Raw genomic sequence first — 18,485 nt, 5'->3', positions numbered from 1 at the left:
ACATCAAATTGGTGTAGTGGTATTTGGGTGGAATCAAGGGCAAAGACAAGAAGCGCAGTTAGGTAGAACAACGCAATCATTTGTGCAGATACCAACCGCCAAACTCAAAAAACGAGTTAAACAGTTATGTGAGTACCACGGCATCAAATTTGTAGAAACTGAAGAATCCTATACCAGTAAAACTAGTTTTTTAGATGGTGATTTTCTACCTACTTTCGGCGCAAAACCTGAAGGGTGGAAACCAAGTGGAAAACGAGTAAAACGCGGTATGTTCCGCACAGGAAAAGGACTATTTATTAACGCTGATTTAAATGGTGCAGCGAATATACTTCGCAAGGTAGAGACACAATTAGGACTCGTCCTAGTCAAGGTCTGTAGGCAAGTTTTGACCCTTGCTACCAGATTTCGTATCTGGGAAACCAAAACTAAAAAGCGAAGTGGTACGGCTTCAGCCTACCACGTAGTATCAGTTTAGAATCCCCGTGTCTTTAGACCGGGGAGAGGTCAATTTACAACAAAGTAAGGGTACGGGTCTACCGTCACGGCGGCTACTGAACTACCACCCCCTAATTTTCATTTTTGGCAAATCAAAGCGGGGTCAAAATCCCTGGGGGTCTGCCAAATCTTTAAAACTCTTGTCTTGACTGACTTTCATGATTTGGAAGGTCAATTCAACTTGACTTATTGGCAGTGGAAAATAAGTATTTAACTACATCTGCCAAAATTGCCTGTAGAAACCAGTCAAGATAAGCAATTTGACGGGAGCGGTTTCAAAAGCCCTCTCCATAGGTGGTGGGTTGAAAGATCCCAAGCCGGCGAAGGATACTCCTCTTTTTTCGGTTTCAAAAGCCCTCTCCATAGGTGGTGGGTTGAAAGCGCCAGACCTGCGGTTGCGCTCACCATTGCTGGTTTTAAAAGCCTCTCCATAGGTGGTGGGTTGAAAGTCAAAAATTGCAAGGGACAAGCTATATGTGTAGGTTTCAAAAGCCCTCTCCATAGGTGGTGGGTTGAAAGTTTGTTCTAAACCAGGTAACTCTAGCCTTTTATAAAATTTCACTCTGGCATCTTTTTATAGTAAAATTATTTACTAGGGTGGTTTGAAAGGAGTGCTGCGATCGCACCATACAATGCAGCAGCTTTAAGGTGGTGCAACTTTTTTTTTAGGTGAAAGCTTCAAAGGTAAAAATTAAAATATTCTAGTTCGACTGTGAATGAACCACTTCAGGGATATATCTAAGCTTGATGTAAAGTTTTGAACTAATGCGAGTTTGCTTAAACAATTTTTAACTAAATGGTCTTGACATTGGTATACAGTTCAAGGCAAGGGTTTATTTTTCTGGGTAAGGTTGTATATTTTTTTGGACAATAATTCTTTAAAACTGGTTTCAACTCTGGACAATAATTCTTTAAAACTAGATTAATGACTGAAAGCATTGAAAATAGGTAACTTATGTCCATTAGATTTGTAAAATTGGACAATAATTCTTTAAAACTGACAATAATTCTTTAATGTACAAAAAATGGAGAATAGGGAGCTCGAATCCCTGACCTCTGCGGTGCGATCGCAGCACTCTACCAACTGAGCTAATTCCCCTTAAACAGTCATTTGACTGCCATTTAATATTCTAACACTCAGATACTGCCAGCGGGGAGTTTTTTTGAGAATAGACTTGCTGCACCCAATCTAAATCTAAATCAGTTAGATAGTCTACAGTCCAGTTACAGCAGCGCTGGAGCATGTGGAATGGGTAGGTATTCGCTACACCCACCACCTGCATTTGAGCGCGTTTTGCCGCTTGGATGCCAGCAGGGGTATCTTCAATTGCTAGACACTCTTGTGTTTGCAGATTTAAATCAGGATATTTCTGATTTAGGCGTTCTACAGCTAGCAGATAACCATCAGGTTCTGGTTTACTAGTAAGGGTGTCATCACCCGCTACAATAACTTTAAAATAATCAGCTAGTTTGGCGCGATTTAGTACCAGTTCTATTTCTTTGCGAAGAGCACCACTGACTAGACCTAATTTCAGAGAGAGGGAATCTTCTGGGGAGACACTGCGCGAACGCACCTGATAGATCAAATCTTCTACACCTGGGTACAAAGGTAGTTTTTCGACTTTCTCTAGTTCCAGCACATAAGCTTCAGCCTTGCGGTTGAGCAACTGAGTTAAATAGTCTTCGCTGACTACCCGTCCACGATTTGCTAGTAGTTGTTGAAAACAAGCGCGATCGCTACGTCCCAGAGAAGCTTGACGTTCATGAACCCGTTGGGGTTGGAGATTTTCCTGAATCAGAATCTCATCTATCAGATGCAGATGGATTGGCTCATCTTTAATGATGACACCATTAAAATCAAATAGAACTGCCTTTAAACTCATATCACTCATTATACCAAAAGCTGGAGACCCAACACTCTCCAAATCATAAGACCTCGTGGTCAGTGTGAAAACCGTCTGGCTAAAGCTTTAGAAGGAAACACGACTCAGGTAGTTAAGCCGCTGCCTAAGTATTTTTTTGGATGTTTGTTGGTATAATGAAAGCTATAAATAATTTATCTAAAAACAAGGAATTTTGGGGCTAATCTTATGTTAAGTCCTGTATTAACGCTGAATATCTTTCAAAAACAACCTGGCCCTCAAGTCTTCTCAGCAGGTACAGTTATCTATGAAGAAGGACAGCCTGGTGAGCTGATGTACGGGGTTTTAGAAGGAGAGGTTGATGTAGTTGTCAATAACAAGGTTGTAGAAACAATTGCAGCTAGCGAAGTTTTTGGTGTGGGGGTGCTTGTTGGGGTAAAAAATAGAACCTATACAGCCGTTGCTAAAACTGAGTGTAAGCTGGCTTTTATCGATGAATCAGCGTTTCTGTTTGCTGTTCAAGAAACACCCACTTTTGCCCTGAAGGTGATGAAGAGTTATTCAGAACGCCTAAGTCGGGTGGAACATCAGCTTTCAAGCTTCTAAGAACCCCACCCCTCAACCCTCCCCGCTGTTTGGTGGAGGGTTGATTGATTCATATTTGATAGAGGGCGTCAATATGGTATTCTGGGAATAATTGCATTCCAAGTTGCGGGATTTGTCCAATAGGCACCATGCGATCGCGGAAATGGTTGTTTGCTATCTACTTGCACATCTTGCACCTGATGGGGAAAAACATTCGCCCCTATATAACTGAGAAAATCCCGTAAATCGTAGATATTCAACCAATTTGGAAAATGTGCCGGTAATGGCTGACCAAATTCTAAGCTAGATAGGGCGTTAATCTCATATAAAAACGGTGCTTGAGAACCAACCGTCACTAATTGCACTACCTGAGACAAATCCTGTTGCACTAGCAAATCAACACAGGCGATACCCCCCAAACTATGAGTTAATAACACTACTGGCGGTTTTGCTTGTGCAATTAATTCGCGGATAAAAGCCCGGATTTGCTCACCCCTTGTCTGATAAAGCAGAACATCCCCAAGCAGTGGTGAAACGGCATTTGTGCTGACACCGCGTTGACGCTGCACAATATAAGTGCCAATTGGTTGCGCTAGTGCTATCAGTGGCTTGACTACCCAATCACCTAAACCCGACTGCACATTTCCCAAAGCTAGGCTGAGGCTTTCAACTACATTATCCCGCAAGTCTGCATCAATGAGTATGGTGGGATATTTCTTCTTGCGCCTAATCTCAACCATCGCCTGAGCAATGATAGCTCTCGCCACCGCTGAACGCAACTCAGTTAAGGAATCTGAAGATTTTATCAATGCCTGATGATAAGCTTGACTACGGATAACTGCCTGTAGGGATTGGTTAAACACCACCGCAATTCCCGCTGCTGTCAATTTAGTTTGCAGTTCTGGTGATGGACTAAAACTTTCTAAAAGTGATTGTAAGCGATCGCTTGGTTGTTCGCCAAAAGGATTATCCACACCTTCTTTCCCAGGCTTCAGCGACAACACCCGCAACTCATAAAGAGAATCGCGGTACAACTGTTGCCAAAGTATAATCTCGTAATCTTCCTCTTCCCCTGCATTTAAAGCCAGTGTCCCATCATACAGCGGTATAGACGCCCCTTGAGCATTTAACTTTGTCCCCAAGGTTTCCCCCCACAAGCAGGGAACTACTGTTAAATCAGGACGTTCAGCCAGCAATTTTTGCTCAACTAACTTAAAAGTTTCCTCATATTGCGATCGCCTAACTCCTGTTCCATGTACAAATATTACAGTAGTCATTGTGTAAATATACTTTATAGGATTGTACAGTAAACTTTAATTATGGGTAAAAAAGCCATATCCCTAGCAATTTTCATTAGCCAATAGAAAATATCTTTGTTTGTAGTAAGCGCTAAAGCGTTTTTAAGTGAAATTGTCTCAGAAAGCACGCTTTGTGCTTACTACAAACTGAATTATTCCAAATCAGTGCTATAGGCGCTAAAACCATAAGCCAACTTTGACTTTTCAGCATCTGATGATGGCTTCAGAGTTTTATTGATGGCGTTAGCAAACGGCACCGGAATTGCTTTGATTGTTTCCGGTAAAATTGCATATTCCTTGGTTGGTTCTACAGTGTATTGGGGACACTTCGCTTTCATTCCCGCAGCAGCTAACATTTCCTCAATTTCAGCAGCTGAATACTGCTTGAGATAAACAGGATTTTTGCTAAATATATTGAGATTTCTGATAAAATTGTGGACAATATGAGAAGGACAAGCTTTGTTATGAAAAGAATGATTGAAAACGAAAATTCCCCCAGGTTTAAGAACACGAGATATTTCCGCCATCAGATTTCTTAACTGTGCATCTGGGATATGCATAAAAACACAGTTAGAAATTACCAAATCTATAGAATTATCTTCTAAAGGCAATATTTCCGCAGAATTGCAAATTAAGTTAAATTCAGCATCTGGAAAAAAATTATACTCCTGTTTAACCTTGATTAACCGCCGTAATAAAGGTTCAGAAATATCAATTCCATAATATTTTTGACAGCGGAGATTTTTATCAATCGAGAGATGCAAAGGAGCGCGACCATAACCGCAACCAAGTTCTAAAATAGAATCAACAGATTTATTTTTAGGAAATTTATCCCAAGTGCCGCCAGGTTTGCCACCTAACAGAGTGTAATCTTGTTTGATGGGCGAGGCTTCGGTAACTTTCTCAATTTTTTGGGAACCATAATAAGTTTTACCAATTCTGTCCCATGTTTGTTTATGCTTAGTTTCGGTTAACTGTGCATAATCACTGGGAAAAAAAATACCATCTCTCAATTCAAAATTATTCAAATTATATTGAGCATTGGCGGCTGCACTCATACAATTATTCCTGAAGAAAAGTTAAGTCTGTCTTCTGTTATACTCTCAACTCAGCATTAACAGCAAGTAATTTTAGCAAGTATACATAGCTGACTGCTGATATCAAGACCGTCTAATAACTCCCCCTAATCCACTCTTTGCCAGACTACGGTGTACACACAAGTCTCTCTCGATACAAGATATGGCTCACTTATCTCCTTTAGCACACGACCATATCAATATGCTGAGGCGCTACCACTTTTTCTTTGTGAGGCTGCGCCGAATTTTTTGACATTTTCTATCTCTGTGTCACTGTGGTATACCTCCGGCTCCCGAAGAGATACGTTTATCTTAATTCAGCGCATCTATGGCTACGCCACGCAAGCTACATACAGAATTGGTATGAGTCCTTGAAGAATTGGGGAATGCGTCTTTTGCGTTCTCATACTTCTTTGTAAGCATTGTGGACTGAAACTCATTTCCAACAAGGCTTTCAGCTTTAGCGTAAGTTTCTGCGCGATTGCTGATGCTGTTGGCAAAAGTGTTACAAATTTTCCTACAGGCGTGTTGCACATCTAAAAGAGCAACGATAAATTAAGGATATGATTTTTTTGTAATACGTTTGGATACTTTTGTATTTCATTCGCTATGTGGATTGCTACCAAAACGCCAATACCTGAATTTAACTGAATTTACTATGATTTGATAATTTAGAAAGTCCTGAATTTAACTCAACTTTAAATTTAAAAAACCAATTACAAATACAAATAGGGTAAATTGACAGGAGATAAATGTATGAAACGTTACATCAGAAGTTTCTCATTGGCTATACCGTTTCTATTGGTTGGAATTGCCGCACTAGTAGCCTGGGATTTCACACAAGAAGCCTTTAATATTCATCAAGCACTGAGCAACTCGATGAATGATTTGCACTTTGGATTAATACCAGTAGTATTACTTGGTTGTACCCGTGCAATGTATGTTGCTGATGAGAAAACAAAATCAATTTTTACCGTGCGTAGCATGGACTGGGCTGATCCAAATATGCCCATAAGTTTATGGGCATCACCTAGAGACAGCTATCGGACAGCTGTTGGTGAAAGTGATGAGGGTTACCCGTTAACATGGAAATCTAAGTATAAGAGCCTCGTTGTATGTAATTATGGAAAGTCTGCGACTGATGGCATCAACGAGGAGGGCTTAGTTGCCAATCTGCTTTTTCTGGCACAAGCTGACTACACGCACAATGAACAGTGCAATAAGCCGCGTTTACCGATTAGTGCTTTGGCACAGTATGTACTGGACAACTATGCAAACGTCCAAGAAGCTGTAGATGGGTTAAAGGAGGAGAAATTTTTTATTGTGACTTCTGAAATAGCCATAGCAACATTAGACAGAGGAAACAGTAAATTCAAAGTAAGTACTAAAAACATAGTTTTACATTTGTCTATTTCAGATTCTCAAGGAAATTCGGCAGTCTTACAATACGTGACCGACGAGCAAACCAAGGAATCTAAATTAGTAGTGTACCACTTTCAACAGGACAAAAAAGATAAAGGCAAAGAAACGGTCTCTGTGATGACTAACTCGCTGTATAACGAGCAATTAGAACTTTTAAAGAGATTTCAAAATGAGGATGGAGAGTTTGATTGGGCAGGTAAAAATAAATCCTTTAGCTGGGATAAGCTCATGTCTAATTCAGATTTTGAGATGACTCCGCCAATGAATGGAGCTAATATTCGATTTCTCCGCGCCTCGTTTTACAGCAATAGGATGGATAAAATCGATAACAATTGCCAAAATAAAAGACCATTCATTGATGAGACTAACAGAGTTCCTGGTAACCCCGAATCTTATAGTATATGGGTTGATGAGTGGTCACAAAACGAAGGTGTCGCTAGAGCTTTTTCGTTGATTCGTAATCTGTCAACGCCTTTAAATATTCAGGGAATAAATGATAACCCATTCCTTTCTTCTACACTGTGGCGTACTGTTATAGATCATAAGAAAAATCGCTATTTCTTTGAATCAACTAGGGGTTTATGTCCACTATATGTTGATCTCGACGAATTCTTTAAGGATTTAGAGACAGTGAAAAAGCTTGATATTTTGCTGCCGCCAACAAAAAAGGGTGATGAAGGGATTGACCTACTGGAGGATCAACTAAACAAAAAAATAAAGATGGGCAAGGTTAATAATGAGTTTGTTGATGTCGAAGACAATAAATGGTTTTACTTTGACTATCAGACGTCGTGAGGAAGAAACTAGGGTTAAGATAAAGCGCTTTTTGTCAATCAATTAAAATACTCAAAAATTTCTCCATAAAAATGATAATCGTGTATGGGGAATAAGGGGAGGAGACGAGGAATGCTCGCCTTCTCCCCTGATCTTTAATTATTATTATCTTCAAAGTGTTTGACTGGTTAAATATAGGACTCATATCCTCGATTCACAAATATTATTACCATAGTTAGTGGACGATTTATATCGCCGAAGATGGAGAATTGAAGAAGCTTTATACACGGTTAAACGATTAAGTATGGACTACTTGGTTATTTTATGCCGTGCCAAAGAAAATCAAGATTTAGGAGTAGTTAAAGCGCTGTGAAAGCCAGTCTTCAATCTGGATTTATCCCTTTTTGCCGCACCCTCGCAGACATTAGTGCAATTATCTTAACTTCTCACGAATGGGGGTGTGGGGGACTGTTTCAGATACATTGGTTGAGGGACTGCAATAACGGGAGGCTGAGATGACAGAAGGTACACAACAAAAACGGGTGATAGTTGTGGGTGCCGGTTGGGCTGGTTTAGGGGCTACCTACCATTTAGCAAAGCAAGGTTATGATGTGACACTTTTAGAAGCAGGCCCTTATCCCGGTGGACTGGTGGCAGGTTGGCAAACAGCAGGGGGGAAATCTGTAGAAGCGGGTATTCATGGCTTCTGGTATCCTTACAGAAATATTTTTGCGCTTATTAATGAATTAGAAATTAATCCTTTTACTACTTGGACTCGTTCGGCACAATATTCCCCAGCTGGTTTGGAAGTTGAATCACCAATTTTTCAAGATTTACCCCGACTGCCTACACCTCTGGGAACTTTTGTCTATACTCAGTTTCAGCGTTTACCATTAATTGACCGTCTCAGCGCCTTGCCTTTACTTTATGCTGTGATTGATTTTGACAATTCTGATGAAGCTTGGCGACGGTATGACTTTGTAACTGCCCGTGAATTGTTCAAAGATTTTGGTGTTTCGGCACGACTTTATAAAGAAGCTTTTGAACCAATGTTATTAGTTGGTTTATTTGCCCCTGGCGAACAATGTTCTGCCGCCGCTACTTTAGGAATGCTGTACTTTTTTATTTTGGCCCATCAATCTGATTTTGATGTGGTTTGGTGTCGGGGAACTGTAGGGGAAAAGATATTCCGTCCTTGGGTGAAACTTATAGAAAAAGCTGGTGCGAGAGTTTTACCCAAGCACCGAGTTACAGATGTAATTGTTGATAGTAATCAACGGGCAACAGGTGTTGTTTGCGGTGATGAAGTGTTTGAGGCTGATGCTGTAATTTTTGCAGTTAGCGTGACGGGGATGAAGAAGATTGTCTCAACTAGCCCTAGTTTACAAAGCTGTGAAGAATTCCGCAATTTGAGCAATTTAGAGGCTATTGATGTTTTAGCAACTCGGCTGTGGTTTGACCGCAAAATTGATATTCCTCGTCCTTCTAATGCTTGCTTTGGGTTTGATGACACCACCGGCTGGACGTTTTTTGATTTAAATGCCTTACATGATGAATATCAAAAAGAACCAGGAACGGTGATTGAAGCTGATTTCTATCATGCCAATCAGTTTCTTAATCTGAGTGATGGGGAAATTGTGAAAATAGTTCAGGGTCATTTAGCAACTTGTATACCAGGGTTTCGAGAAGCTAAGGTAATAGATAGTAGTGTGATTAGATTACCAAATGCGGTGACTCATTTTGCACCTGGTAGTTATCGCTATATGTTGCCTACTAAAACTAGTTTTGATAATCTGTTTATGAGTGGGGATTGGATTGTTAGCCGTCACGGTTCTTGGTCGCAAGAGAAGGCTTATGTAACTGGTTTGGAGGCGGCAAATGGGGTAATTTCTTATTTAGGAAAGGGTACACCTGCTGAGATTTTAGCAGTTGAGGAGGACGAAGTGCATATCCAAGCTGTGCGATCGCTCAACGAAACTGTGCGTCACTTAGGTAAATCTATCTTACCTGACTTTTGGTTGCCATAGTCAGTGCTGAGTTTATCTACAGCTATTTTGAGATAATTGATAGGATGAAAATCTCACCCATAGATACAAAAAACTCCATCACTCTGACGATGGAGTTTTTTTTAAATATTTATTTTATTCTTGTCCGCGTATGTCGTCCATCTAATCCTTGCTGAATCCAATTTAGACATTCATATTCTGAGTTGAATAATTTTGGCGCTGCAATATTATTCAGCAAATCTGGTGGATAATGGTCATAAAAATACTTCCCACCTTCTTGGAAGACGATAATCAAATTATCGCGGTAAATGTAGCGCGATTTAAAATTATCTCCTTGAAAGGCGAAGTCTGAATGTTGGTCAATATGTTCTTTGGCAATATCAACGATATTACTAACGCTACTGCCATAGATTTTAGCTGGATTGTCTGCTTTGTTAAATTGGCTTTTATGTCCAATTTCTGCTAATAATTTATACGAATAGATTTCGTAATTATTTGCTGTGCCAAAAACAAATGGAATGATGAGATATCCTTTATATGAGACTGAGTTTTCATAAAGAAGACGACTCATCTCAACCTCCTTTGGTGTATTTCCGCCCTACTGCTCGGAAAAGTATTGTAAGCACAATTATCGCTCTTTTTGAATTTGGTAAGCAGGAAATATAGCAATCCTACTAAATGATACCAAGAAAGAGAAATGATGGCGACAGATGCTTCTGTATAACCCTGACACAGAAGGGGATTCCCAATCCAAAATCTAAAATCCAAAATCCAAAATGGTATGACTTCCGAACAAAAGATCCCCCACTTCTTCAAGAAGTCGGGGATCTAAGCCTCTCGGTGGAGAGCAAATCAAATAGGATTGCTATAAGGGTTTACCTGATGAAGAGCGGTAGGCACTCAGTTGCGCCTTGAGTTGGGCAATTTCAGCCGCCATATCCAGTACCATTGCTGCGCCAGTCCAATTCAAGTTTAGATCGCGGTGCAACCTTTGAATCTGCACAACTCGAATTAGATCCCGTCGGCGTAGCATGGCTCCCACAGGTTCAATCAATCCCAGGCTAACAAACCGTTCCAGCAGCAAAACGGAGGTTTGGGTAAAGTAAGCCACTTCCTCCAAGCTGTAGAGGCGATCATCCGCCGAAGGAGCTTTGCTAATGCCCATTTCTGACCACACCACGCGAAGCAAACTCAGGTTAGAACTCATAACCGCACCTCTGCTAGGCGTTGACGGGGATTAAAATTGCTGGCTTGCCGCAATTTTTCATAGCACTCTCTTTCTTGAGAACTCAGATCCTTAGGTGTCACGATCTTCAACCGCACAATCAGATCAGTCCGATTACCTTGAGAATTGCGCCAGCCCTTGCCCCGCAGTCGGAGTAGTTGTCCTGAATCCACACCGGAGGGAATCCTCATGGTTACATTGTTATCGGGGGTGGGAAGGTCAATTTGTAGGCCAAGCACAGCTTCCTCTGGGCTGATGGGTACTTCACAGGCAAGATTGTCTCCCTCAAATCGGAAGAAACCATGAGGCAATACTTCAATCGTCAGGTACAGATCGCCGCGCTGCTGGTTATAAGGACTAATTTGCCCTTTGCCTTTTACCCGAATGCGGCTTCCCGGCTTTGCTCCCGGTGGAATGCGAACGGTGATAGTTTCGCCATCAATTTGTAGCTGCTTCCGCGTACCATGAAACGCTTCAGAAAACGTGAGCGCGATCGCCGCTTCTGTATCCTGTCCGGCAATATTGCTAAAGCGACTAAAGGGATCTTCTCTATCCCCAAAGTCGATGTATTCGCCGAATCCTCCTGGTTTTGTCATCGTGCGATAAGTATATCTGCGCTGCCCTGTGGGACTGCCACCCCGGCTAACCCGTCCCAGCAGTTCTTCGATAAAATCATCGAAGTTGCCATACTGGCTAAAGTCAACTCCTTCTGTACCCGCTCCTCTAGGTGGAGGTGCACCCGCGGCTGCCTGTTGCCAATACTGACCAAACTGGTCATACTTCTGACGTTTTTCTGGATCGGAGAGCACTTCATTGGCCTCGTTGATTTCTTTGAACCGTGCTTCCGCTTTCTTGTCGTTAGGATTTAAGTCCGGGTGGTATTTCCGTGCCTGTTTCCGGTAGGCTTTTTTAATTTCCTCCGGTGTGGCGTTCTTACCGACAGCCAAAATTTCGTAATAGTCTTTGAAATCAGTTGCAACCATCAGCACCTCCTGGGATTCACGGGGTGGGGCGAAAGGGTTACGAATTTGCTCAATCTGTAAGCGATCGCATACCGTAGCAAGCGCTGTGAAAGTGTCCGTCGCACACAGGGCACTTGAAGACACATCGCCTTACCTGTGTTCCACAAAGTCGGCATCAATGACATCTTCACTGCCGTCTGTAGAGGTACCACCGTGGCGGGATGCGCCAGCTTGGGAGTAGACTGCACTGCCGATTTGCATGAGGGCTTGTTGAATTTCCTTGGTGAGGGACTTCATGCGATCGATGTTATTCTTCTCAATTGCCTCACGCAGGTCTTTAATCAAGCCTTCCATGCGGGCCTTTTCTGCCGCAGGCACTTTATCGGACAGATCCTGAAGCTGTTTCTCAGCTTGATAGGCGACAGAGTCTGCCATGTTTTTGGTGTCGATTTGTTCGCGCCGCCTACGGTCTTCTTCCGCATTGCGCTCGGCTTCTTTCACCATCCGCTCCACTTCAGATTTGTCGAGGGTGGACGCGCCGGTGATAGTAATGGACTGTTCTTTACCTGTCGCTTTTTCTTTGGCAGAGGCCGACAGAATCCCATTGGCATCAATGTCGAAGGTAACTTCAATCTGTGGCATACCTCTGGGAGCGGTCGGAATCCCATCGAGTCGGAAGGTTCCCAGGCTCTTGTTGTCAGTCGCCATTTCGCGTTCGCCTTGCATGACGTGGATTTCCACATTCGTTTGTGCGTCAGCCGCCGTTGAGAACACTTCGGACTTTTTCACCGGGATAGTGGTGTTGCGTGGAATGATCTTCGTCATCACGCCACCTAGAGTTTCAACGCCCAGGGACAATGGCGTGACATCTAGCAGCAGCACTTCTTTCACATCACCCGCGAGAACACCCGCCTGAATTGAGGCACCCACTGCCACAACTTCATCCGGGTTGACCCCCTGGTGAGGATCTTTGCCCGTCATCTGCCGCACCAGTTGCTGGACAGCAGGCATCCGAGTCACACCACCCACTAACACTACTTCATCAATATCTGAGGCGGTCATTTTAGCATCCCCCAGGGCTTGTTCAACCGGAATGCGACAGCGATCGAGCAAGTCGGAGCACATTTGCTCAAACTGTGCCCGCGTCAGGGTTATATCTAGATGTTTGGAACCCTCTGGGGTGGCGGTGATGAAGGGCAAGTTAATGTTCGTCTGTGTAGTGCTTGACAGTTCAATTTTGGCTTTTTCTGCCGCTTCCGTGAGGCGTTGTAGGGCTTGTTTGTCTTTACGGAGATCGATTCCTTCGTTGCGCTGGAATTCGGTTGCCAGCCAGTCAACGATTCTCTTGTCAAAGTCATCACCGCCTAGGTGGGTGTCGCCACTGGTGGCTTTGACTTCAAACACACCATCGCCCACTTCCAAGATAGATACGTCAAATGTCCCACCACCTAAGTCAAAGACCAGGATGGTTTCGTTGGTTTTCTTGTCCAGTCCGTAAGCGAGGGCTGCCGCCGTCGGCTCGTTGATAATTCGCAGAACTTCAATCCCGGCAATCCTGCCAGCGTCTTTGGTCGCCTGCCGTTGAGAGTCATTGAAGTAGGCAGGAGTGGTAATTACCGCTTGCCTCACCTGTTCACCCAGATATGTGCTAGCATCATCCACCAGCTTGCGGACTACTTCAGCCGATATTTCTTCTGGTGCAAATTGCTTGTTCAAAGCAGGACAATATAGCTTGACGTTGCCATTGCTGTCACGCACCGCCTTATAAGAAACCTGCTTCGCTTCTTCAGTGACTTCGTCATACTTGCGCCCAATGAACCGCTTCACAGAATAAAAGGTGTTTTCCGGGTTCATCACCCCTTGGCGCTTGGCAATCTGCCCTACGAGTTTATCGCCCTTTTTAGTGTAGGCAACCACAGACGGAGTCGTGCGGTTACCTTCTGCGTTGGCAATGACGACGGGTTTTCCGCCTTCTATTACGGCTACGCAGGAGTTGGTGGTTCCTAAATCAATACCAACGACTTTTGCCATTGTTAGTAACCTCCTTTAAAAAGAGATAAAAAGATTTGTGTCAATATACGTAGTAAGAGACACAAGGTGTCCAAAGTTGGAAACCCCTGAATTTATTTATCTATGGGGGTTCCCTTCTGCCTCATGCCTCCTGCCTTTTCCATCGCATTTTCCCTTGGAAAAAACCTGGACAAAATTGGCGGTTCCAACCCAAGGAAGGCGGCTTGAGAATCTCGTTTTTACCCAATATCTTGGGTGATGCCGCGCTACGCACCAAGTTGACGCATCTAACGAGTAGATTTTGGATCAGGAACCGCCAATGAAATGAAAGGATAACTTTAATGAATCCCCTCCGCTGCGGTTTCGATAGCAGCTAAAAATGCCAGGTTTGTGAACTTTAGTTCCTGCTGTCTCTTACAGAAACTATTAGAGGTTGTTTGAAAAGTATTAGGCGAATATAATTCGCTACTACACTAGCATTGTCCACCGACCTGGTCTAACGCAAAATCAAGGGTTTTCTAACCCACGGAGGTGGGTTTTGTCTGTGTAGCCAAGCCACTGCGTTGGGCGGCTCCGCCGACTTGAAGCATGTGGCGCGCGACTTATAGTCGCCAGGGCTAGTAATAAATTAGACTTTTCAAACATCCCCTTACAATCTTCCTTCTTGTGGACTGCCTAACAAAAGCCTGGTGGGTTCTGTTTTTTAGGTCAAGAGATTGCCTGCTCCCCTGGGTCACCGCCCATTGCCTAGGTTTACTTTCACAACCTTGTTCTTTTCTTCTTCAGCCTTGGGCAGACCCAGCTTGAGAATGCCATCCTTGTATTCTGCTTGCACCTTGTCGTTCTGGATACGGCTAGGCAGCGGAATGACGCGCTGAAACTTGCCATAACGGAATTCGGTGCGGGTTATGCCCTTTTCTTCCGTTTTGATTTCTGACTTGCGCTCACCCGTAATAGATACTGCCTCTGCCGATACCTGCACATCCAGGTCTTTGGCATCTAAACCGGGAATTTCCAGATTCAGATGAATGGCATCGGGGGTTTCTTCGATCTCAGCAGCGGGGATAAAAGCAATGGCAGTTCCGGCTTCGCGAGTTGTCGGCTGTATTTCATCAAACAGGCGGTTTATTTGCCGCTGCAAAGTTTCTACTTCCCGAAATGGTTCCCAACGAACGAGTGCCATAATCTTCAGTCTCCTTATCTAAACTTTAGTGTTTAGAATCCAGTGTTAGATCGAGTTTTGTAAGTTTTCAGAAAAACGTTGTGTGTCGTGCTGTGGCCTGATTGCTGGACTCTGTTTACAGCCTAGAGAAAAAATCTAAGGAAATTCTGAGGAAATTATGGTGAATTTATGAGAGGATTACGTAGCAAAAACTGGGTTCTCATTTTGACGTGGGTATCACCATCCTAGTTGCTCAGTAATCTGAGCGGCAAGTTGCAAGATATTGAACGGCTTGAGGATCAATCCGGCAATATCAGAGAAGTCAAATTCCAGGGAGTCATCTGACGGATCTGCTCCGGTAAACAAGATTACCGGAATCGACTGTATAGCCGGATTAGTTTTCAAGGTTTGCAGCAGGGTCAGTCCGTCTTTATTGGGCAGGGTTAGATCGAGCAAAATTACGTCAGGTTGCTGGGTTTCTGCCTGGGCTAGTCCTGCCTGTGCGGACTCGGCTGTGAGGACTTTCCAGCCCTTGAGGTGTTCTAGGGTGATCTTAACAATGCCGCACAGGTCTGGTTCATCGTCAATTACAAGGATGCATCGATTTGCATAAGAGGACATAATACCAATTCAAAATTCAAAATTCAAAATTCAAAATTCAAAATTCTCTCATAGAGCCTACGGCACGCTCCGCTGTCTTCCTAGCTCCTCTGAAAGAGGCACAAAATTTTAAAAGCTTGATTTGATAGGTTTCCGGGCTTGTATCTGTCACATTGTTTTTTCAAATTGGTATAACTTATGTCCTGGACAAAACCCTATCAAGAATTGAAACCCAATCGTTTCAAAATTCGCTGAATCAAATCGGCTTCTATAATTGGCTTTAAGACATAATCATCTGCCCCCGCTGCTAGTGCCCGGTGTAGGGTATCAGCATCAGCATAAGCCGAAAGAAACAACACAGGTAGCTGGCTCCAGCGCGGATCGCTGCGAACCACTTGGCACAGTTCAATGCCGCTGAACCCTGGCATAGAGACATCCAGCAACAGCAGATCGGGGACGGTGGCTTCTAGGAGTTGCCAGAACTGGCTTGTGTCTGCTAGGGTCGTGACCTGAAAGCCCCAGGGTTGTAGTTTGGCTCGCAACAGGGTCAACAATGCCGGATCGTCATCCACAATCAACAGCCTGGCAGTGATAGGGTCAAGCCGGTTTAGGAGTTGGGTTACGACCTGAAACACTTCGGTAGGCATGGCAGGTTTTTGCAGAAAGGCGTTGGCTCCCAGACGGGTGACTTCTACGCGCTTGGTCAAATTGCCAAGTCCTGTCAGCACCAGCACGGGAATAGTGGGAAACTGGCGCTTAAGCTGCGCCAGCAGGGTCAAGCCGCTTTCGGTGGTATTGGGAAAGGTTAGATCCAGCACGATGGCATCGGGTTTCAGGTACTGAAGCCGTTGGCGGGCGAGGGTGAGGTCGGTGGCGGTTTCCAGATGAACACCCCAGTTTGGGGCATCTGCCTGCATTTGTTCAATCAAGTCTGTGTCATCGTCAATCAGCAAAACCTGTCGGTCGGTGGGTTTGACCGCTAGGGTGGGCGATGGCGCGGCAAAAGTGGGCGACTGGTGGGTGGCTTGTCGGAGTTGCTGAAGCAGCGATTCTAGTTGAGCTGCTTCCTTTGATTGCACGGCAGCCGTTGGGGTTTTCAGGGTGCGTTCGATCTGGCGGGCAAGTGCTGCCGCTTGGGGCTTACCAAATGCCCCCAAAGAGCCAATTAGCCGATGGGCGACGCTGTGGGCGTGCTGCCGCCCGTCAGGGGTGAGGGTATTAATGGAAAGGTGGGCGATCGCCTGCTCCAGAAGAGCCAGTTGCCGGAGCAACCGCTCCTGATACCCTTGCCACATCTGCTGAATCGCTGCCACTGCCTCGGCTTCCACATCCGCATTAATAGCAATAGTGGATTCAGAAGCTAAGGACTCTTGGGAATGACTCCCTATCGCCCCATTTCCCTCTCTTCTCCGCTCTCGCTCTTCTGGTAAAGATTTCAGCCGATACCCCAGCCCATACAATGTTTCAATTGGATCGGGATTTAGCCCCGCCATTTGGAGTTTTTGCCGCAACCCGCGAATCTGGGTTGTTACCGCTTCTTCGCCGGGACATTCATTAATCGACCAGATACGATCAAGTAAGGTACGTCGGTTAAAAATCCGGCGCGGATGACACAAAAATAGCTCCAGCAGTTTGTATTCCTTGGGGGTGAGATGCAGGGGTTTGTCTTGACAGATGACTTCGCAATTATTCGGATCAAGCTGTAACCTCCCCCAGGAGAGTACCCCAGTTAATGCCCTGCTGCCCCGCCGCAGTAATGCCCGAATCCGGGCAAGCAGTTCCAAGAGATCGTAGGGTTTGGTGACATAGTCATCCGCCCCTGCCTCAAAGCCCGCCACTCGATGAGCCGGCTCATCCTTCGCCGTGAGCAGCAAAATAGGTTCTTGCTGATTCTGCACCCTCAGTTGGCGACACAGGCTAATGCCATCTACCCCCGGCAGCAGTACATCCAGCACGATCAGGTCATACTCGGTCGCTTCGGCTAACTCCAGTGCCAATCGACCATCACTAGCTGTATCGACCGTAAACTGCTGTGCTACTAGGAAAGTGGCGAGGGCAGCCGCCGTGTCTTGATTATCCTCAACGATAAGCAGTTTCATTGTGAGTTAATTGCTTAATCACTTAAGTTGTTTAGGCTATGGTTTAGACAGATTATCAAAAAACCCTTTTCAATTGTTTTTTGTAAAATATTGTTCCGAGTTTTGTCAAACTTCTCTTGAGAGTTTGATATTAGAACATGACAACATAATTTGAGTGATGCTATGGAGGAATAAAGATACTATTTAAATAATTAAAAACTAAATGTTTAAAAACTAAAAACTCTATTAAAATTCGTTTTTAGATACCTATGTCCGCATCTTACAGCATTTTTCAGGTAAATAAATTACACGGGTAGGGGGACAACATTGTTCATGAGTATCAACTTAAGCTGAAAGCTATTCCAAATAACGCTTGGAACCATGATCTCGTTCCCAGTCTTCGACTGGGAATGCAATGAGTGCGGCTCTGCCGCTTATACGGAAGGCGGAGCCTTAGAGTAGGCATTCCCAGCCAGAGGCTAGGAACGAGATTTTAAAAGAGTTTTCGCTTAAGTTGACACCAATGAACAATGTTGTGCCCTTAGGATAATCTGTATCTCACCAAGTTGAAATCTGCTGTAAGTAATCCTAAATCATTTGTGAGCAATAACATGGCTGAAAGTTTTATAAGTTGCTATTTTTAGTTTCTGTATTTTCTCAAGTTTTAATTCAGTTAAGGTGATCTTAACTGAAAGACACTTCAAAAATGGATAGCAAGCTAGATAAGTCTAAATTGTACAGTACCTGATATTTTGATTTCCTCATTCCCTGGAAATAAAGGGAGTTCTACCAACTACTAATATTTATCCTTGATTATTCTTTCTCCAGAGTGATGAAAGGGTCAGAGGAATGGGATCTTGGGATCTATAGATGTAAAGAAACAGAATTAATCATTTGATGCACAAAGCTGTGTACAACCATCAATATGCT

15 protein-coding genes, 1 tRNA gene and 1 pseudogene are annotated in these 18,485 nt (G+C 43.9%); 5 read left to right on the top strand and 12 right to left on the bottom strand.

The genetic code is table 11. From position 1 onward, the window contains the following. On the top strand, positions 1-475 hold a 475-nt coding region (locus tag H6G32_RS23360; protein WP_190453510.1), incomplete at its 5' end, for a zinc ribbon domain-containing protein. A gap of 234 nt (positions 476-709) precedes the next feature. On the opposite strand, the gene H6G32_RS27570 is transcribed toward H6G32_RS23360, so the two are convergent. The 3 genes from H6G32_RS27570 to H6G32_RS23350 form a co-directional block, all read right to left on the bottom strand. Continuing rightward, on the bottom strand, positions 710-1,057 hold the full coding sequence (locus H6G32_RS27570; RefSeq protein WP_441306997.1) for a hypothetical protein: 348 nt from the start codon (positions 1,055-1,057) through the stop codon (positions 710-712). Between the two features lie 464 nt (positions 1,058-1,521). After that, positions 1,522-1,594: transfer RNA gene (locus H6G32_RS23355), tRNA-Ala, on the bottom strand. A gap of 31 nt (positions 1,595-1,625) precedes the next feature. Further along, entirely contained in the window at positions 1,626-2,378 is a 753-nt protein-coding gene (locus H6G32_RS23350) for an HAD family hydrolase (RefSeq protein WP_190462657.1), read from the bottom strand. 207 nt (positions 2,379-2,585) lie between these two features. Between H6G32_RS23350 and H6G32_RS23345 the strand changes: the two genes are divergently transcribed. Further along, the gene (locus H6G32_RS23345) at positions 2,586-2,963 is read left to right on the top strand and encodes a cyclic nucleotide-binding domain-containing protein (protein ID WP_190462653.1); all 378 of its coding nucleotides are present in this window, start codon (positions 2,586-2,588) and stop codon (positions 2,961-2,963) included. Positions 2,964-3,031: 68 nt separating this feature from the next. Here H6G32_RS23345 and H6G32_RS23340 read toward each other — a convergent pair whose 3' ends face one another. Together H6G32_RS23340 and H6G32_RS23335 are read right to left on the bottom strand one after the other, a co-directional pair. Continuing rightward, positions 3,032-4,219, bottom strand: coding sequence for a hypothetical protein (locus H6G32_RS23340; RefSeq protein WP_190462651.1), 1,188 nt, complete (start codon positions 4,217-4,219; stop codon positions 3,032-3,034). A 173-nt stretch (positions 4,220-4,392) separates the two neighbouring features. Continuing rightward, positions 4,393-5,298 (bottom strand): class I SAM-dependent methyltransferase, encoded by a 906-nt coding sequence (locus H6G32_RS23335; protein WP_190462648.1) that lies wholly within the window; start codon positions 5,296-5,298, stop codon positions 4,393-4,395. A 774-nt stretch (positions 5,299-6,072) separates the two neighbouring features. Here H6G32_RS23335 and H6G32_RS23330 point away from each other — a divergent pair. From H6G32_RS23330 to H6G32_RS23325, 3 genes and pseudogenes are all read left to right on the top strand, one after another. Then, entirely contained in the window at positions 6,073-7,533 is a 1,461-nt protein-coding gene (locus tag H6G32_RS23330; protein WP_190462647.1) for a linear amide C-N hydrolase, read from the top strand. A 172-nt stretch (positions 7,534-7,705) separates the two neighbouring features. After that, positions 7,706-7,844: pseudogene (locus H6G32_RS27480) on the top strand (IS4 family transposase); the annotation flags it as partial. Positions 7,845-8,027: 183 nt separating this feature from the next. Continuing rightward, positions 8,028-9,539 carry a hydroxysqualene dehydroxylase gene (locus H6G32_RS23325; protein ID WP_190462645.1) on the top strand — a complete coding sequence of 504 codons (1,512 nt, stop codon included), beginning with the start codon at positions 8,028-8,030 and terminating at the stop codon, positions 9,537-9,539. Between the two features lie 109 nt (positions 9,540-9,648). On the opposite strand, the gene H6G32_RS23320 is transcribed toward H6G32_RS23325, so the two are convergent. The 7 genes from H6G32_RS23320 to H6G32_RS23290 form a co-directional block, all read right to left on the bottom strand. Next, entirely contained in the window at positions 9,649-10,089 is a 441-nt protein-coding gene (locus H6G32_RS23320) for a hypothetical protein (RefSeq protein WP_190462643.1), read from the bottom strand. Between the two features lie 294 nt (positions 10,090-10,383). Beyond that, positions 10,384-10,725: a chaperone modulator CbpM gene (locus tag H6G32_RS23315; RefSeq protein WP_190462641.1), complete on the bottom strand. Its 342-nt coding sequence runs from the start codon at positions 10,723-10,725 to the stop codon at positions 10,384-10,386. Beyond that, complete coding sequence (locus H6G32_RS23310) at positions 10,722-11,726, bottom strand: DnaJ C-terminal domain-containing protein (protein ID WP_190462655.1); 1,005 nt, start codon at positions 11,724-11,726, stop codon at positions 10,722-10,724. The genes H6G32_RS23315 and H6G32_RS23310 overlap by 4 nt, the downstream gene beginning before the upstream one ends. Before the next feature lie 129 nt (positions 11,727-11,855). Continuing rightward, entirely contained in the window at positions 11,856-13,736 is a 1,881-nt protein-coding gene (gene dnaK / locus H6G32_RS23305; RefSeq protein ID WP_190462639.1) for a molecular chaperone DnaK, read from the bottom strand. 712 nt (positions 13,737-14,448) lie between these two features. Continuing rightward, positions 14,449-14,898, bottom strand: a complete 450-nt coding sequence (locus H6G32_RS23300; RefSeq protein ID WP_190462637.1) for an Hsp20/alpha crystallin family protein — start codon at positions 14,896-14,898, stop codon at positions 14,449-14,451. A 216-nt stretch (positions 14,899-15,114) separates the two neighbouring features. After that, complete coding sequence (locus tag H6G32_RS23295) at positions 15,115-15,498, bottom strand: response regulator (RefSeq protein WP_190462636.1); 384 nt, start codon at positions 15,496-15,498, stop codon at positions 15,115-15,117. 197 nt (positions 15,499-15,695) lie between these two features. Next, the gene (locus tag H6G32_RS23290) at positions 15,696-17,576 is read right to left on the bottom strand and encodes a response regulator (protein ID WP_190462634.1); all 1,881 of its coding nucleotides are present in this window, start codon (positions 17,574-17,576) and stop codon (positions 15,696-15,698) included. Between the last annotated feature and the right edge of the window lie 909 nt (positions 17,577-18,485).

The organism is Cylindrospermum sp. FACHB-282 (genome assembly GCF_014697195.1).
Taxonomy (GTDB): domain Bacteria; phylum Cyanobacteriota; class Cyanobacteriia; order Cyanobacteriales; family Nostocaceae; genus Cylindrospermum.
This window is presented reverse-complemented; position numbering and strand designations above follow the sequence as displayed.

Bases quoted from the DNA above. Each gene is read 5' to 3' on its own strand.
- H6G32_RS23290 (WP_190462634.1), bottom strand. From the start codon at position 17,576: ATGAAACTGCTTATCGTTGAGGATAATCAAGACACGGCGGCTGCCCTC.
- H6G32_RS23300 (WP_190462637.1), bottom strand. From the start codon at position 14,898: ATGGCACTCGTTCGTTGGGAACCATTTCGGGAAGTAGAAACTTTGCAG.
- H6G32_RS23330 (WP_190462647.1), top strand. From the start codon at position 6,073: ATGAAACGTTACATCAGAAGTTTCTCATTGGCTATACCGTTTCTATTG.
- H6G32_RS23295 (WP_190462636.1), bottom strand. From the start codon at position 15,498: ATGTCCTCTTATGCAAATCGATGCATCCTTGTAATTGACGATGAACCA.
- dnaK (WP_190462639.1), bottom strand. From the start codon at position 13,736: ATGGCAAAAGTCGTTGGTATTGATTTAGGAACCACCAACTCCTGCGTA.
- H6G32_RS23325 (WP_190462645.1), top strand. From the start codon at position 8,028: ATGACAGAAGGTACACAACAAAAACGGGTGATAGTTGTGGGTGCCGGT.
- H6G32_RS23340 (WP_190462651.1), bottom strand. From the start codon at position 4,219: ATGACTACTGTAATATTTGTACATGGAACAGGAGTTAGGCGATCGCAA.
- H6G32_RS23310 (WP_190462655.1), bottom strand. From the start codon at position 11,726: ATGGTTGCAACTGATTTCAAAGACTATTACGAAATTTTGGCTGTCGGT.
- H6G32_RS23320 (WP_190462643.1), bottom strand. From the start codon at position 10,089: ATGAGTCGTCTTCTTTATGAAAACTCAGTCTCATATAAAGGATATCTC.
- H6G32_RS23335 (WP_190462648.1), bottom strand. From the start codon at position 5,298: ATGAGTGCAGCCGCCAATGCTCAATATAATTTGAATAATTTTGAATTG.
- H6G32_RS23315 (WP_190462641.1), bottom strand. From the start codon at position 10,725: ATGAGTTCTAACCTGAGTTTGCTTCGCGTGGTGTGGTCAGAAATGGGC.
- H6G32_RS23350 (WP_190462657.1), bottom strand. From the start codon at position 2,378: ATGAGTTTAAAGGCAGTTCTATTTGATTTTAATGGTGTCATCATTAAA.
- H6G32_RS23345 (WP_190462653.1), top strand. From the start codon at position 2,586: ATGTTAAGTCCTGTATTAACGCTGAATATCTTTCAAAAACAACCTGGC.